16 protein-coding genes are annotated in these 16021 nt (G+C 64.6%); 7 read left to right on the top strand and 9 right to left on the bottom strand.

The features are described 5' to 3' along the window. The 5 genes from hisB to AC1RRT_RS09180 all read right to left on the bottom strand — a co-directional run bounded on the left by hisB (window position 1) and on the right by AC1RRT_RS09180 (window position 4378). A complete protein-coding gene (hisB, locus tag AC1RRT_RS09200) occupies window positions 1-591 on the bottom strand; it encodes an imidazoleglycerol-phosphate dehydratase HisB (RefSeq protein WP_493013491.1) in 591 nt (196 codons plus the stop codon). Window positions 592-680: 89 nt separating this feature from the next. Next, window positions 681-1175: a hypothetical protein gene (locus tag AC1RRT_RS09195; RefSeq protein WP_493013490.1), complete on the bottom strand. Its 495-nt coding sequence runs from the start codon at window positions 1173-1175 to the stop codon at window positions 681-683. A 223-nt stretch (window positions 1176-1398) separates the two neighbouring features. Beyond that, entirely contained in the window at window positions 1399-2358 is a 960-nt protein-coding gene (locus AC1RRT_RS09190; RefSeq protein ID WP_493013489.1) for a VOC family protein, read from the bottom strand. Window positions 2359-2373: 15 nt separating this feature from the next. Further along, on the bottom strand, window positions 2374-3369 hold the full coding sequence (locus AC1RRT_RS09185) for a zinc-dependent alcohol dehydrogenase family protein (RefSeq protein ID WP_493013488.1): 996 nt from the start codon (window positions 3367-3369) through the stop codon (window positions 2374-2376). Between the two features lie 34 nt (window positions 3370-3403). Next, a complete protein-coding gene (locus tag AC1RRT_RS09180) occupies window positions 3404-4378 on the bottom strand; it encodes a Bug family tripartite tricarboxylate transporter substrate binding protein (protein WP_493013487.1) in 975 nt (324 codons plus the stop codon). Window positions 4379-4539: 161 nt separating this feature from the next. Here AC1RRT_RS09180 and AC1RRT_RS09175 point away from each other — a divergent pair, with 161 nt between their 5' ends. The 3 genes from AC1RRT_RS09175 to AC1RRT_RS09165 all read left to right on the top strand — a co-directional run bounded on the left by AC1RRT_RS09175 (window position 4540) and on the right by AC1RRT_RS09165 (window position 6788). Next, window positions 4540-5256, top strand: coding sequence for an FCD domain-containing protein (locus AC1RRT_RS09175; protein ID WP_493013486.1), 717 nt, complete (start codon window positions 4540-4542; stop codon window positions 5254-5256). A gap of 75 nt (window positions 5257-5331) precedes the next feature. Next, window positions 5332-6198 (top strand): fumarylacetoacetate hydrolase family protein, encoded by an 867-nt coding sequence (locus AC1RRT_RS09170; RefSeq protein ID WP_493013485.1) that lies wholly within the window; start codon window positions 5332-5334, stop codon window positions 6196-6198. Window positions 6199-6209: 11 nt separating this feature from the next. Then, a complete protein-coding gene (locus tag AC1RRT_RS09165; RefSeq protein ID WP_493013484.1) occupies window positions 6210-6788 on the top strand; it encodes an amino acid synthesis family protein in 579 nt (192 codons plus the stop codon). 10 nt (window positions 6789-6798) lie between these two features. On the opposite strand, the gene AC1RRT_RS09160 is transcribed toward AC1RRT_RS09165, so the two are convergent. Then, complete coding sequence (locus AC1RRT_RS09160) at window positions 6799-9102, bottom strand: methyl-accepting chemotaxis protein (protein WP_493013483.1); 2304 nt, start codon at window positions 9100-9102, stop codon at window positions 6799-6801. Between the two features lie 442 nt (window positions 9103-9544). On the opposite strand from AC1RRT_RS09160, the gene AC1RRT_RS09155 reads away from it, so the two are divergent. Next, on the top strand, window positions 9545-10081 hold the full coding sequence (locus tag AC1RRT_RS09155) for a helix-turn-helix domain-containing protein (protein WP_493013482.1): 537 nt from the start codon (window positions 9545-9547) through the stop codon (window positions 10079-10081). A 189-nt stretch (window positions 10082-10270) separates the two neighbouring features. Further along, window positions 10271-11113 carry a hypothetical protein gene (locus AC1RRT_RS09150; RefSeq protein WP_493013481.1) on the top strand — a complete coding sequence of 281 codons (843 nt, stop codon included), beginning with the start codon at window positions 10271-10273 and terminating at the stop codon, window positions 11111-11113. A 3-nt stretch (window positions 11114-11116) separates the two neighbouring features. Here the strand turns inward: AC1RRT_RS09150 and AC1RRT_RS09145 are convergent, their stop codons facing one another. Beyond that, window positions 11117-11992 carry a hypothetical protein gene (locus AC1RRT_RS09145; RefSeq protein WP_493013480.1) on the bottom strand — a complete coding sequence of 292 codons (876 nt, stop codon included), beginning with the start codon at window positions 11990-11992 and terminating at the stop codon, window positions 11117-11119. Window positions 11993-12271: 279 nt separating this feature from the next. On the opposite strand from AC1RRT_RS09145, the gene hslV reads away from it, so the two are divergent. Both hslV and hslU read left to right on the top strand, forming a co-directional pair. Beyond that, complete coding sequence (gene hslV / locus AC1RRT_RS09140; RefSeq protein WP_493013479.1) at window positions 12272-12826, top strand: ATP-dependent protease subunit HslV; 555 nt, start codon at window positions 12272-12274, stop codon at window positions 12824-12826. Further along, window positions 12823-14139, top strand: coding sequence for an ATP-dependent protease ATPase subunit HslU (gene hslU / locus AC1RRT_RS09135; protein WP_493013478.1), 1317 nt, complete (start codon window positions 12823-12825; stop codon window positions 14137-14139). Before hslV ends, hslU begins: the two co-directional genes overlap by 4 nt. Before the next feature lie 10 nt (window positions 14140-14149). On the opposite strand, the gene AC1RRT_RS09130 is transcribed toward hslU, so the two are convergent. Both AC1RRT_RS09130 and AC1RRT_RS09125 read right to left on the bottom strand, forming a co-directional pair. Beyond that, window positions 14150-15319, bottom strand: coding sequence for a PepSY-associated TM helix domain-containing protein (locus tag AC1RRT_RS09130; protein WP_493013477.1), 1170 nt, complete (start codon window positions 15317-15319; stop codon window positions 14150-14152). Then, entirely contained in the window at window positions 15310-16020 is a 711-nt protein-coding gene (locus AC1RRT_RS09125; RefSeq protein WP_493013476.1) for a hypothetical protein, read from the bottom strand. Before AC1RRT_RS09125 ends, AC1RRT_RS09130 begins: the two co-directional genes overlap by 10 nt. Window position 16021: the final 1 nt, after the last annotated feature.

The raw sequence follows: 16021 nt of genomic DNA, 5'->3' as shown, positions 1-16021 counted from the left end.
TTACAGCTTGCCCTTGGTCGACGGCACCGCATGGGGGCTGCGCGGATCGACCGTGACGGCCGTACGCAGCGCGCGGGCGAGGCCCTTGTAGCAGGACTCGACGATATGATGGTTGTTCTCGCCGTACAGATTCTCGACATGCAGGGTGATGCCGGCATTCTGCGCAAAGGCCTGGAACCATTCCTTGAACAGTTCGGTGTCCATGTCGCCCAGCTTGGGCTTGGTGAAATTCACCTTCCAGATCAGATACGGACGGTTCGACACATCCATGGCGACGCGGGTCAGCGTCTCGTCCATCGGGATCAGCGCATCGGCATAACGGGTGATGCCCTTGCGATCGCCCAAGGCCTTGGCGACGGCTTCACCGATGGCGATGCCGGTATCTTCGGTCAGGTGGTGGTAATCGATATGGATGTCGCCCTTCGCCTGGACCTCGAGATCCATCAGGCTGTGGCGCGACAGCTGCTCCAGCATGTGATCGAGGAAGCCGACACCGGTCGACACCTTGTAGGTGCCGCTGCCATCAAGATCGAGGCTGACCGAGATCTCGGTTTCGTTGGTTTTCCGGGCAACGCTGGCCGTACGGGCCATGGGACGCTCTCCTTACCACTGTCCCGCCGGGAGGGGTTGGGCGGGATCGGGCGCGGTATAGCAGGAACCGACAGGAGCCGCTACCGGGTTTAAGCGGGCGAAGCCCCCTCTGAAGCGTTTGGCCCGGCAGGGATTTCGGCCGGCCGGCGCATCCGCCCGGACGGCTCGTCGGGGGCGGCATGGCGGGCTGCCATGGTGGCCGCCGCCGTGCGGTATTGCGTCAGTTTGGCGGTAAACGCGCTCATCTCGGCCAGCGGCGCACCGAGGATGCGGCGCTCGATGCTTTCCAGATCGGTCAGCAGCGGCCAGATCAGCCCGAGCTTGATCACCGGCGACAGGCCGCTCAGGCAGGCCTGCGGCAACCCCTCGATCATGGCCAGAAAGGCGCGGATCACGCGGTCGCCGCGGGTTTCGAGCGGCATGCCGCGCGGGGTGCGCATTTCGCCATGCAGGGTGACCAACGCCTGGCGCAGATTGCCGAGCGTGGCGAGCCATTGCCCGGTGCGGGCGGGATTGTCGATCAGATCAGCCGGCAGGGGGGTCGCCTGCAACAGAACCAGCGCCTTGCCGAGCCGTTCGCGCATACGCGGTCAGGCCTCAGCCAGAAAAACAGTGGCGGGACAACCGCCTCTTTGAATAAGGGTGAAATCAGTCTGGGAGCGGATCATTCGGCCATTCGCAGTTTCGCTGCCAGACTAGCCAGCGATTTCGTCCATGGCGAGCAGAAATGCTCCGGGGCATCGCCTATTACGGATAGGCTTCGCATAAAGTCGTAGGCGAAGGCCCCGGAGCCCGATTCCCGGCCGGTCAGCGGCTGGCAGCATCCCGGAAGGCTTGTGGCGCCTGGCTGCCCCATTGCGAGCGCAACCCCTTGCTCTTGGGGTGACGCCGGTATTCGTGCTGGTTGTTCAGCATATCGGTATCGGTCCAGTGCTCGTGCACCCGGCCCCAGGGGTCGCGCCAGTAGTCGAAGATCTGGCTGCCCAGCGTATGCCGGCCCAGGCCCCAGAGATGCAGGTCGGCGTATTTCTGCATCAGCGCCTCATGCCCGACGGCGAGGTCGTCGAAATCCTGGACCTCGAAGGAGACATGGTTGAGGCCGGCATTCTGGTGGCGGCCGAACATCATCACATGATGGTCGACATACGCGTCACCGGCATCCACGCGGTTGAAGCTGGCCAGCATCATGTCCTGGTCATCCTCGGCATGCACCTCGTCGGAGGCGACGATGCCGAGGTGATGCTGCGCCCAGGCCACCGACTTCTCGACCTCGGGCGTGCTGATCACCGCATGGCCGATGCGCTTGACCTGCGAGGGACGGTTGTCGACGCGCAGCAGGGTGCCGGCGCGCTGTTGCTTGTCGTGGCCGAAGTTGAACGCGTTGGCCTGCACCGGCAAAGCCGGCGCATCGGCGACGCCCCAGACCACTTCCAGCGGCATGCCGTTATGCTCGGCCAGCCGCACGCGCTTGCCGCCGCCGGGCTCGTCCAGCGATTCCACGGCCGATGCGCCGACACCCTCGCGCGACAACTTGTGCAGGTCGTCGAGCGAACGGGCCCAGAAAGCGATGCCGAGCACGGCCGGATCGCCTTTCTCGGTGATATGGATGTGATGGACCGGATCGGTGCCGCGCATATAGAGCGCCGTGGCGGTGCGCTCGGCGCGGACCAGACCGAAGGTGCGCAGGTATTCCTCCTGCTGATCCAGATCGGGCGAACGCAGCCTGATCCAGGCGATGTCTTTTATGCGGATGATCGGGTCGGCCATGACGGTCCTCAAGACTTACGGTACCAGCAGAATTTTACCAAGCGAATCGCCGCGCTCGATCATGCGATGGGCCTCGGCGGCCTCGGTGAGTTTCAGGCGCTGGCCGATCGCAGGCCGGATCGCGCCAGCCGCCAGCAGGTCGATCACCTCGGTCATGATCTGGCGGCGCAGCGGCAGATCGTTATCCAGCGTATGCATCGAGAAGCAGCGCAGGGTCAGGCTTTTCGACAGCAGCGCGCGCATCTCGCCGAAGATGTCGGTGCCGGGCAGGCCGGCGATGGCGTTGAAGGAGATCAGCGTGCCCCAGGGCGCCAGCATCTTCAGGCAATCGACAAGCCCGGGTCCGCCGACATGGTCCAGCACCAGATCAACGCCGCGGCCCTCGGTGAGCGCCAGCACGCGCGGCAGCACGGCTTCGGTCTTGTAATCGATGACATGATCGGCGCCCTGCGCGCGCGCGAAGGCGGCCTTCTGCGCCGAGCTGACGCTGCCGATCACCGCCAGGCCCGCATGTTTGGCCAGTTGCACAGCGGCGCTGCCGACACCGCCGGCCGCGCCGGCGATATAGACGCTGCGCGGCTGGATGGCGCCGCTCAGCACCGGGCGCAACATGGCCCAGGCAACCTGGTAGTTGGGCAGGCAAGCGGCGGATTCCAGATCGACATGATCGGGTAGCGCAAACGGCGCGGTCGCCGGCACGGCCAGGGCTTCGGTGTAGCAGCCGCCGCGCTGCGACAGTTCGCGCGCGGTCAGCAGCACTTTCTGTCCGACCTTCAACGCCGTGACGCCCTTGCCCAACACCGCAATGCGTCCACTCAGGTCACTGCCCGGACTGGTGGGCAACGGCGGCATCCATTTGTAGGTGCCGGTGCGGATCAGCACATCGGGCCAGCCGACGCCGATGGCGGCGGCCTGCACGACGACTTCGCCGGCAGCGGGCGCGGGCGACGGGCCGTCGAGGATCTGCAGGACCTCGGGCCCGCCGGTCTGATGAAGGACAACGCTTTTCAATCGATCATTCCTGCCAAAATTAGTCCTGCCCGAATTATTCCTGCTGCGGGATGTTGGCCTTCTTGATCACATCGGTCCAGCGCGCGGCTTCCGACGCCACCATGGTCTTCATCGCCGCCGGCGTGCTGCCCTGCACGTCGCCGCCGACCACTTCCTCCAGACGCGCCTTCACCTCGGGGCGGGACAGCGCCTGCTGCACGGCGGCATTGAGCTGGGCGATGATCGGCGCGGGTGTTCCTTTAGGCGCAAAGAGCCCGGCCCAGGTGCGCACGTCGAAACCGGGCAGCGCGCTTTCGGCAATCGTCGGCACAGTCGGCATGCCGGAAAAACGCTTGGGCGAGCTGACGGCCAGCGCCTTCAGCTTGCCGGCGGCCAGCTGCGGCTGCACCGTGACGGTGGTGGCGATGATGACCGGCAGTTCGCCGCTGAGCAGGCCGGTGAAGGCGGCGGCCTCGCCGCGATAGGGCACATGGTTCCACTGGATGCCCGCGACCGAGGCCAGCAGCTCGCCGGTCAGGTGATGGGTCGAGCCGATGCCGGCCGAGCCGTAATCGAGTTTGCCCGGATTGGCCTTCGCATAGGCGAGCAGCTCGCTCATCGTGTTGGCCGGGAAGTCGGGCTTCGCGGCAACGGCGAAGGCGTAGAAGACCACGGTCGAAATCATGTCGAAGCTGTCGACCGGATGGAACGGCAGGCTTTTATACAGGCCGGCCGAAACCGCATGGCCGCCGGTCGGCAGGCCGATGGTGTAGCCGTCGGGCGCGGCATTGGCGACGACGCGCGAGGCATTGTTGCCGCCGGCCCCCGGACGCTGCTCGACAATCACCGGCTGCTTCAGGATTTCCGACAGCGGCTGCGCGACGATGCGCGAGATCGCATCCGCCGTGCCGCCGGCGGCAAAGCCGTGGATCAGGGTGATCGGGCGGGTCGGGTAATCGGCAGCCAGACCCTGGCTGGCCAGAAGGGCGGCGGTCAGTAAGACGGCGAGGCCGCCTGCGATTGTCTTCATCGGTGCTTCTCCCAGGTTTTTTCAGCTGACGGCCCGAAAACAGCGAGATTTCCGGCTTCGACGCTCATGTATTATTTGCATTAAGACTCCTTTTATGCATAATGTCTACAAGAATGCACAAAACCTGAGGATGTGCCGGGATACCCGCACAGGCCGCGCCCATGACCACCGCCCCTGCAAACCGCACCGATGCCGCCGAGCCCACCCTGGCCGAGAAGGCCTATCTGCTGCTGCGCCAGGCCATCGTGCGCGGCGAGCTGCTGCCCGGCGACAAACTGAAGATCGACGTGCTGCAGCGGGAATACGAATTGTCCAGCAGCCCGCTGCGCGAGGCGCTGAACCGCCTGACCGCGGAAGGCCTGGTGGTGGCGGAGCTCAATCGCGGTTTCCGCGTGGCGCCGGTCTCGCTGGAAGATCTGCAGGACATCGCAGCCTTGCGCGTGGTGCTGGAGCGCGAAGCCGTCGAAGCCTCGATCGCCGAGGGCGGCGACGACTGGGAGGCGCGCATCGTCGCCGCCTTCTACCGGCTGGAGCGCGAGGAAAAGCGCCTGTTCGACGAGACGCTGCCGCTGAACGAGGAATGGAGCCAGCGCCATCGCGACTTCCACATGGCGCTGCTGTCAGGTGGCAAGTCGCAGCGCCTGATCAACATGTGCACCAGCCTGTTCGACCAGGCCGAACGCTATCGCCGTCTCTCCGCCATCTATCGCACGGCCAAGCGCAACAAGAGCGACGAACATCGCAAACTGATGGACGCCGTGCTGTCGCGCGACCCGGCGCGCGCGGCGCAGCATCTGCGCGAGCATGTGATGAAGACCGCCGCCAATGTCGCCAACGCCATGCAGGCGCTGCAGCCCGGCGAAACCGTGACCTCGTAACACAGATCATCCGTCATTGCCGCGCGGCCCCGCACTGACGGGATGGCCGCGCCCATCACCAGGGAGATACCGCGTATGAAACTGGCATCCTTCACCCATCAGGGCCGCGAATCCTGGGGCGCCGTCCAGGGCGACACGATCGTCGACCTGGGCAAGCATTTCGGCGCCGCCTGCCCCACGCTGGCCGATTTCCTCGGCAGCAAGGACTACGACAAACGCGACAGCATCGTGCAGGGGCTGAAGGCCGAGCTGGCGCTGAAGGATGTGACGCTGCTGCCGGTGATTCCGCGCCCCGAGAAAATCGTCTGCCTGGTGCGCAACTACATGGATCATCACCAGGAGGTACTGGCCGCCGGCATGCATCGCGAGCTGTCGGAGTTTCCGCCGATCTTCCTGCGCATCTGGCGTTCACAGGTGGCGCATGGCCAGCCGATCATCCGTCCCAAAGTGTCGGAGCAGCTCGACTGGGAAGGCGAGATGGCGCTGATCATCGGCAAGGGCGGCCGCCATATCGCCGAGGCCGATGCCTTCAAGCATATCGCCGGCTATGCCTGCTACAACGATGCCAGCATCCGCGAATGGCAGTTCCACGCCAAGCAGATCGCCGCCGGCAAGAATTTCCAGGGCACTGGCGCCTTCGGCCCCTGGATGGTGACGGCCGATGAGGTTCCGGAACCCGAGAACCTGAAACTGGAACTGCGCCTGAACGGCAAGACCGAGCAGTCGTCAAACACCAGCAACCTGATCTTCAAGATTCCGCGTATCATCAATTACTGCTCCACCATCTTCGACCTGGTGCCCGGCGACGTCATCGTCACCGGCACGCCGGCTGGCGTGGGCTGGAGCCGCAAGCCGCCGCATTTCATGAAGCATGGCGACACGGTGGAAGTGGAGATCGAGAAACTCGGCATCCTGCGCAATCCCGTCGTCAACGAAGCCTGAGAGGCGCGGTTATGTGGAAGGTCCGCAAGTTCGTCACCAATGTTGAGGAAGTGCTCCACGACCGTGGACCGGACCTTCCGAAACCGCTGCGCATCGGCACGGCCGCTGTCGTGGTGCAGAATCCCTATGCCGGAAGATATGTCGAAGACCTCATGCCTGGCATGGAAGCGCTGAACGCGCTCGGGCGCGAGGTCGCCCAGCGTCTGCTCAAGGCGCTGGAGGCCCAGCCGGCGGAGATCGAGGCTTATGGCAAGGGCGCCATCGTCGGCGCCGATGGCGAACTGGAGCATGGTGCCATGTGGCATCCCTCGGGCGGCTGGGGCATGCGCGCCATCCTCGGCGACACCAAGGCCATCGTGCCGGCCGGCAAGATGGTCGGTCCGGTCGGCGTGCGCCTGATGATGCCGCTCGGCCATGTCAATGCGGCCTATGTGCGCTCGCATTTCCACACCGTCGGCGTCAGCATTGACGACGCACCGCGCGGCGATGAAATCGTCTATGCGCTCGGCATGGCCACCGGCGGCCGCCCTCATGCACGTCTGGGCGGCCTGACTGCTGCCGAGATCAAGGGCGTCGACGGCCTCCGCTAGGATGCAGCCGTCAGGCGACCCGGAACCGCTGCAGCAACTGGGTCAGCTCAGCGGCCTGGGTTGCCATTGCCTGGGCCGAGGCATTGGTCTCCTCGACCAGCGCGCCGTTGCGCTGGGTCATCTCGTCCATGTTGACCACGGCGCCGTTCACCTCCTCCAGGCCGCGCGCCTGTTCGGTGCTGGCGGCCGCGATCTCGGCCACGATGTCCGACACCTTCTTGATGGCGCCGACGATCTCGGTCAGCGCACCGCCGGCCTGATTGACCAGCGCCGCACCCGACTTGACCTGGCTGTTCGAGGTCGAGATCAGCGCCTTGATGTCCTTGGACGCATCGGCCGAGCGCTGTGCGAGCGAACGGACTTCCTGCGCCACCACGGCAAAGCCCTTGCCCGCTTCGCCCGCCCGCGCCGCCTCGACGCTGGCGTTGAGGGCAAGAAGATTGGTCTGGAAAGCGATCTCGTCGATCAGGCCCACGATGTCGCTGATCTTCTGTGCGCTGCCTTCGATCTCGCCCATGGCCGACACGGCTTTCGCCACGATGCTGCCGCCGGCTTCCGCCGTGTTGCGCGCCGATCCAGCGAGCTGGTTGGCGGCCTGGGCGTTGTCGGCATTTTGCTTCACCGTCGCCGTCACCTCGTGCATGGAGGCCGCCGTCTGCTCCAGCGCCGCCGCCTGGGATTCCGTGCGGCTCGCCAGATCCTGGCTCCCCGTCGAGATCTCGGCCGAAGCGTCCCGCACGGTGCTCGCGCTTTGCGCGATCTGGCGCATGGTGTCGGCCAGCGTTTCACCAGCCATGTTGACATCGCCCTGCAGCTTGGCGAAGACGCCGTTGTAATCACCATCCATCCGGCGCGTGAGATCGCCGGCCGCCAGACCGGCCAGCACGCCGCCCACGGCATTGACGGCGCCGCCGATCGCATCAAGCAGCTGGTTGATGCCGCTGCCCAGCCGCACGGCCACGCCGTTCAGCGGCGCGGTATCGATGCGGCGCGCCAGATCGCCGGCGGCCGCCGCAGTGACGATCTCGCCCACGGCGCGATCGAGCAGCGCTTCCTGCTCGGCGCGCACCTGTTCAGCCGAACGGCGCTCGACCTCGACTTCGCCACGCAGGCGCTCATTCTCGGCGCCGTTCGCCTTGAACACCGCAACGGCCGAGGCCATGCGGCCGATTTCGTCGCCGCGCTGCAATCCCGGCACATCAGTGCCATAGTCGCCCTCGGCAAGCCGGCCCATGGCATCGGTCAGTGCGGTGATCGGATTGGCGATGTTGCGGCCGATCAGCCAGGCGAAGACAATGCCGGTGGCCAGCGCCGCCAGAGACATCACCAGCACGGTGATGAAGGTGGCCTCAAAAGCGGCCGAAGCCGAACTGCGTTCGCTGACCAGGTTCTCGTCCTGGCCGGCGCGGATCTGGTCGATGCGCTCGACGATCTGCGCGATGTCCTGCTCCATCTCCTGATAGACCAGACGGTTCATGGTGCCGGCTGCGGTCGCGGCATTGAGAATGCCGGTTTCATACTGCTTGGCGAAATTCTCCGCATCCGCGACCAGCTTCTTGGTGTCGTCGCTGTCGAGTTCGGGCTTCAGGTCCTCCACCATGTCGACGAAGGTGCCGACCTTGCCGCGCGCCTCGTTGGCCAGCGCCATGTCGCCGGTGCTGACGAAACCAGTGGCGGCGACGCGGATTTCGGAAAAGGCATCGAGCACCAGGCCGGCTTCGGTGGCCAGCACGAAATTCTTCTCCCGGATCGCCAGCTTGACCAGTTGATTCAGCGTGTCGCGCGTGCGCGGGCCGTAGACATCAAGCTGGCGCACGATTTCCTTCAGCCGGTTGCGTGCCTCGATCGCCTGCGCCAGCTTGCCGAAAGCGGCCTTGAGCACAGGCGTGATTTCGGTCAGCGCCGCCTGGCGCTGCGGGTGACTCACGCTGGACACCAGACCGTCGAGCGTTTCAGTCATGCGCGGTTCGAGCCGGCGCACCGCCAGCAGGCCGCGCGGATCGTCGCGTTCGACATACAGCAGCAGACTGCGGCGCAGATCGACCAGATCGCGTTCGAACTGCGACAGGCGCTGGTTGTTGGTGGAGATGCGGTCGTAGTTGCTGAAGGCCACGCCGCCGCACTGCACGCCATAGATGGCGGCGATGGCGACAATGGTCAGCAGCGCCAGCGCCGCGGCAAAGCCGATGGCGATGCGCAGCTTGATGCCCAGCCGGCCAAACCAGGCAACCAGCGGCGGCACGCGGCGGACGGGCCTGTCGTCCTGCGGCAGCTCGTCAGCCGGCAGCGCATCGGAAAGGTCGGAAACAGCCATAGGATTCTCCATGGACGGCAAAGCGGTCCGGCAAGGACGACGGTGATGACGAGATCAGGATGGTGGGGTCAGGCTGGCAGGCGGGCGATGCGGGGACGGCGGACCGAAAGGAAAAAGCACATCGAAAGCATCGCGAACTCCTGCAGCACCGGAACGATATGCGCGGTCATGCGTATAATGACCACGCGGCTCTTGCCGATCCGGTGCTCCCCCCAAGGAACGTTTTTCAGGCCTCGTACGAAGCCTCAGACGGGCTCTGGTCCCATTCTGCGCAACCATGTTATCAAAATTTTACGGCGCTGCGAGATCAGTCCGCGTGTTGCACCCATACCCCGACGTCATGGTTGCTTCTTGCTTAAGCCATTCTCGCAGCAGGCGGATTTGGATTTAGAGTATCAAGTATAAGTCGCGGAAATCGCGGTGCTTTGCTCCGAACTGCAAAATGCAACCGGGTAGCAGGCGCGAGCAAGTGGTGGTAAAAACGCTACATCTTATTCAGAGCGGAGACTCACTAGTGATGGAGAAGTCGATGCGTAAACCGAACCCGTACGACGCACATGTCGGGGCTCGGCTGCGGGCCTGCCGAACCCTTGCGGGCTTCAGCCAAGAACGGCTGGGTACCTCTGTGGGCCTCAGCTTCCAGCAGATCCAGAAATACGAAAAGGGCCTGAACCGCATCGGCGCCAGTCGCCTGCAGCAGTTCGCCCAGATCCTGAACGTGCCGCCGTCCTACTTCTTTGAGGACATGCCCGGCATCGAGCAGCAGCCCACCGCCCGGCCCGAGCATGCCGTGGTATCGGAGATCGAGCAGGATAAAAGCCCGGTTTCCCGGCGTCAGGCGCTCGAACTGGTGCGCAACTTCGGCAAGATCACCGATCCGATGGTGCGGGACCGCATCTTCCAGCTGATCAAGGCGGCTGCGACCTCCTACAGCGGCAAGGATGAAGGCGAAGAGCCGACCCCCGCCGTCGAGGCCTGATCGCCCCCGCGATCTAAAAAACACCATCCAAGGAACCGGGCCCCACGTGGCCCGGTTTTTTTGTGCCCGCAACTCTCCGGCACACACCCCACTAAATCCAGCCATTACCATATATATGCGAACATACAGAGAACTTTAACTATATAGGGGTATAATCCGAAGAGTCCCACCAACTCAACGGAGGTCACGATGACCATACATTCCCGCCCCATGATCCCCAGCCGCCTCGCCACCACCCTGGCGATGCCATCCAGCCCGGTTCGTCTTCCCGACCAGATCACCCTGCAGCATGGCCCGCTCGCCGAGCTTGGCCGCTTCTTCCTCGCCGCCGACAAGGCGGCGCGCGACCGCGGCGTCTATCTCAGCCTCAGCACCGATTTCGAACTGCTGCGCGAGGTCAACCGCATGAACCTCAAGCACTGGCATGGACTGGCGCCAAGCTTCGATGCCGGCTTCGGCGGCATCAATGCCGACTGCGGCTACTGGCTGATCGGCCGCAGCGCCGAAGGCGAGATCGTCAGCACGCAGGCGGCGCATTTCTACGACATGGGTGATGAAACGCTGCAGAGCTACCTGACCAGCCTGCGCCTGTTCTATCCCGATCCCGAGCGGCAGAAGAATGTGGACGAGTCTTGCAGCGTCTCCTCGCCGAGCGCGGCGAGCATCGGCGGCCGCGTGGTGTTTTCAGGCTCGACCTGGATTCATCCCGACTATCGCGGACGCGCACTGCCGAAGATTCTGCCGCGCCTGTCGCGCGCGCTGGCACTGACCAACTGGAACACCGACTACACCATCAGCCTGGTGACCCAGGCGTTGGTCGAGAAGGGTGTGGCGAAGGCTTACGGCTATACCCGCGTCGAGCCGGGTGTACAGTGGCTGGGCTCGACGGTCAGTCCGCGCTACATGGGCTGCCTGGTGTGGATGCCGCGCAGCGAACTGCTCGAGGATATCGCCCGCTTTGAATCGGATATCGCAGGCGACGCGCGAACCGGCAGTCAGGTCACGCTGGATCAACGCGCACTGGCGTCGTAACCGTCAGCGTTCCGTATTGGACTCTACGGTGTCCAGCGGAATGGAAATATTCTGATTGATCATCGACGTGCCGGTCAGAATGATCTCGCCGCCCGGACGCTTCCAGCGCAGAATCAGGCGCTGGTAGCGACGGCGGCGCGGATCGTGGCCGGGCTCCTCGATGATCGCATCGATATCGTCGATCTGCGGTTCGCCGCTGTGCCGGCAGGCCAGATAGGCCTCCGCCACCCACTTGCCGTAAGCCTTGTCAGGCTGGTCGGCAATGCTGCGGCCGACCGTGTCGCGGAACGAGAAATTGTCATAGACGGAAATGCCGGCGCCGCCATGGGTGACGGTGAGATCGTTGCCCTGGCTGCTTTCCAGCAGCACGGTGCGGTTGACCAGGCCGCTGCTCTGCAGGAACCGCTGCACCGGTTCCGAATAGACGCCGTCGACAAAGCGCCAGAGTTCGAACAGGCCGCTGAGATTCTTGTGGCCGTAGGCCAGCCAGTCGCGTGGGCGGTGGGCGCGACGGATGAACTGGTCCCGCATGCGCGGCTCGCGCAGCGCCGCCAGTTCGTCCATGCGCGCCAGCAGCGGCTCGGCCTGCGCATAGACTTCCTCGAGCCAGCCGCTGGCATAGAAGGCGATGCCGACCGGCTTCTTGGCGACGGCCTTGGCAAGATAGGGCTTGAGGGTGGCGAGTGCTGCCGTGCTGACCATGCCGGCGCGGAACTGCAGGAAGGTCGCTTCTTCTTCGATGAAGAGGGAGACGAAGCCGAGATTGCGCGTGGCATAGCCGGCGAAATCGAAGTCGGGATCACGATAGCCGTATTCTTCCGTCAGCGTGGCTGACGGCCAACGATACCATTGACCCTTCGGATCGATGAGGTAGTTCATTCTGCACCCCAACCAGCACTGCCTGCGCCGATATGCGTGGATTTTATGCGAGGGTCGGATAAGAGTCGAGTGGACCTTCCATCAGGGCCACCCTGTCGGAAAAGTTGCATAGACCGACGGTTGTAGATGCCGTGAGCACTTGCGATAGCGGCCAGGTGGGCTAGCGTCGCATGCACATTTGAGGTAGCCGCAGTGTGACGGCCGTCAGTTTGCCGGCATCTTGCACCCATGCCGACGCTTTCCTACATGAAGCACAGTTCAAGGTTGAGGTTTCCCATCATGAGCAGTGAAGACCGCGTGCCGACCTGGCACGGCACCACCATTCTCGCTGTCCGTAAGGGCAACCAGGTTGTCCTCGCCGGCGATGGCCAGGTCAGCCTGGGCCAGACCGTGATCAAGTCGAATGCGCGCAAGGTGCGCCGCATCGGCGACGGCTCAATCCTCGCCGGTTTCGCCGGCGCCACCGCCGACGCTTTCACCCTGTTCGAGCGTCTGGAAAACAAACTGGAGCGCCATTCGGGTCAGCTGGCGCGCGCCTGCGTCGAGCTGGCAAAGGACTGGCGCACCGACCGCTATCTGCGTCGGCTCGAGGCGATGATGGCGGTGGCCGACCGCTCGGTCTCGCTGGTGCTGACCGGCACCGGCGATGTGCTGGAACCCGAAGACGGCCTGATCGGCATCGGCTCGGGTGGCAACTACGCGCTCGCCGCCGCGCGCGCGCTGATCGACCGCGACGACATGGACGCCGAGGCGATCGCCCGCAAGAGCCTGGGTATCGCCGCCGATATCTGTGTCTACACCAATCGCAACGTCATTGTAGAAAAGCTGTCATGACCTCCTTCTCGCCTCGCGAAATCGTTTCCGAACTCGACCGCTACATCGTCGGTCAGAAAGACGCCAAGAAGGCCGTCGCCGTTGCGCTGCGCAACCGCTGGCGCCGCCAGCAGCTGCCGGATGCCTTGCGCGATGAGGTGCTGCCCAAGAACATCCTGATGATCGGGCCGACCGGTGTGGGCAAGACCGAGATTTCGCGCCGGCTGGCCAAGCTGGCCAACGCGCCCTTCCTGAAGGTGGAGGCGACCAAATTCACCGAAGTGGGCTATGTCGGCCGCGATGTCGAGCAGATCGTGCGCGACCTGCTGGAAGGCGCGCTCACCATGATCCGCGAGGCCAAGCGCAAGGACGTCACCGCGCGCGCCGAACTGGCCGCCGAGGAACGCCTGCTCAATGCGCTGGTCGGCGACAAGGCCAGCGTCGAGACCCGGCAGAAATTCCGCAAGCTGCTGCGCGAGGGCGAGATCGACCAGCGCGAGGTCGAGATCGAACTCAAGGACGGTGGCGCCGGCGGCATGCCGCTGTTCGAGATCCCCGGCATGCCGGGCGCCCAGATGGGCGTGGCCAATCTGCAGGACATGCTGGGCAAGGCCTTCGGCGGCATGCGCGGCAAGCCGCGCAAGACCAGCGTGGGCGAAGCGATGAAGGCGCTGACCCAGGAAGAAAGCGACAAGCTGGTCGACCAGGACGGCCTGGTGAAGGACGCGATCACCGCAGTGGAGCAGAACGGCATCGTCTTCATCGACGAGATCGACAAGATCTGCGCCCGCAGCGAATATCGCGGTGGCGGCGATGTGTCGCGTGAAGGCGTGCAGCGCGACCTGCTGCCGCTGATCGAGGGCACAACCGTCAACACCAAGCATGGCGCGGTGAAGACGGACCACATCCTGTTCATCGCCTCAGGCGCCTTCTCGGTGGCCAAGCCGAGCGACCTGCTGCCCGAGCTGCAGGGCCGCCTGCCGATCCGCGTCGAGCTGAAAGGCCTGACGCGCGAGGATTTCAAGCGCATCCTGACCGAGCCGGAAGCCAGCCTGCTGAAGCAGTATACCGCGCTGCTGGGCACCGAGCAGGTGACGCTCAGCTTCACCGAGGATGCGGTCGAGGCGCTGGCACAAATCGCCTTCGACGTGAATGAAGGCGTGGAGAATATCGGCGCGCGCCGGCTGCACACCATCCTTGAGCGCGTGCTGGAGGAAGTGAGCTATGCCGCCACCGACCATGCCGGCCAGACAGTGACGGTGGATGCCGCCTATGTGCAGCAGCGCATCGGCGACCTCGCCAAGGACAGCGACCTCAGCAAGTACATCCTGTAAGGCCCCGCCCCTATAAGGCAGCGCGCTTTAAAGCGCGCTGCCGGGCGGTGGCGCGGTCACGCCGCAGCCGTGACCAGTACATCCAGGCCCCACTGAACACCAGTGTGGTCAGGCCGGCGCCGAAGACGAACCAGACCAGGCGCGACCACAGGCCGGCGAAATCGCCGAAATGCAGCGGATTGGCGGTTTCGTTCCAGCGCCGCCAGAAACCGGCTTGGGCAATACGCTCCACCGCCAGCACCGTGCCGCTTTTCGGATCGAGATAAACCTTGTTGGCGCGGTCGCGCACCAGAATGTCGCCGGCCTGGCCGTCCAGCCGCAGTGCATCGCCGTTGCGGCGCGGAAAATACACGCCGCTCACCTGCAGCTCGGGATAGGCGGCGCGTGCGCTGGCGATCAGCTCGTCCAGTGGCAGCGATGGCGCCGAAGAGACCGCAGCTTTCGGCGCGACCGGCTCCAGCCGCGCGCCGGTGTCGAGCAGCAGCCGCTCGGCGAAATACCACATCGCGGTCAGAGAGATCGCAGCGAGGAACCAGACCGACCAGCCCGCCACCAGGCGATGCAGGTCGTTGAGCAGGATATGGCTGCCCTGGCCCAGCCGCAGGCGGAACAACCCGCGCCAGAACCGCGGATAGATCACCAGGCCGCTCAGCAGCATCAGCAGCAGCACCAGGCCAAAGGGTGTGGCGAGATAGACGCCGATATTGAGGCCGCCGATGGTGGGCAGAAAGAACTGGCGATGAATCTGCCGCAGCGTCGCCTGCACCGTGTCGCGCGGACCTTCGCCGGTGATGGTCGCCCGATAGGGATCGACATAGAGCAGACGTGGCTGGCCTGGCCCCGTCGAACTTGGCGCCGTGACCACCCGCAGCTCGGCGGCGAAGCGGCTGCCCTGAGGCGCCATCATGCGCTGGATCGTCCAGTCGGGATGCTGGGCGCGCACCGCAGCTTCGATGCGACCCCAGCTTGCCGGCGCGGCCTGCTCGGCCGCTTGCTCTATCGGCGGCGTGACGCGCAGGGCGGGATCGAGCACCCAGTCGATGTAATGCCCGACGCTGGTCAGCGTGCCGAACAGGCAGAGGAAACCCAGCACCAGGCAGAGATAGAAGCCGAGCCAGCCGTGCAGCCAGCGCATGGCGCGCGGGCCGGACCAAGATCGCAGGAGAATCGTCAGGGACATGCTTTCTTGCCGGCCTGCAGATCGGCCATAGTCCAGGCCACGGCAGCGTCGAACAGCTTCAGGCCGTCGGCGTTCAGCTTGGTGAAGGTGTCGTTGTCGAGCAGGAAGAAGCTGCGACGCGCCGGTGCAAGAAAATCGTAATCCATGGTGGCGCCGCGCTCATAGGCGAAGATTGCCGCCCTCTCCGGCTGGCCCGGCAAGGTGGCGATGATGCTGGCGCCCAGGCCAGGCTTGCCCCAACCCATCGCTGCATTGCCAATATAAACATTGAGTGGACCGGCCGACAGGCCAGCAGCCAGCGGATGCGGCGCATTGACCATCCAGAGTTCATGCTCGCGCTCGACCGTGCCGAAATCGGTGCCATTACGCCGACCGACCATGCGCAGGTCATCGAGCTCGTCATCCTCCCAAGTCAACAGCGGGACAGTGATGGCCCGATAGGCATCCATCAGGTCGCGCGAGCGCACGCTGGCCGAGATCGCCACCAGATCATGCCGGCAGGCTTCCGTCGCCGGCAAATATTGGTCGTGATAGGTGACAGTGTAACCCTTCTGCTCCAGATAAGCCTTCACCGCATCATCTGTCTTGCGGCTATCGCTGTCGGCCTTGTGCACCATCAGGATGCGGCCTTTGTCGGCGGCGATAGCGTCGCAGCCGGCGAGCAGCAGCAAGGCGAGGGCAAGCGTGATCCGCGCCCGCATG

It is taken from the genome of Ferrovibrio sp. GW821-FHT12B10 (assembly GCF_058807515.1).
The sequence above is the reverse complement of the archived record's forward strand: the minus strand, read 5'-3'. Positions and strand labels throughout refer to the sequence as shown.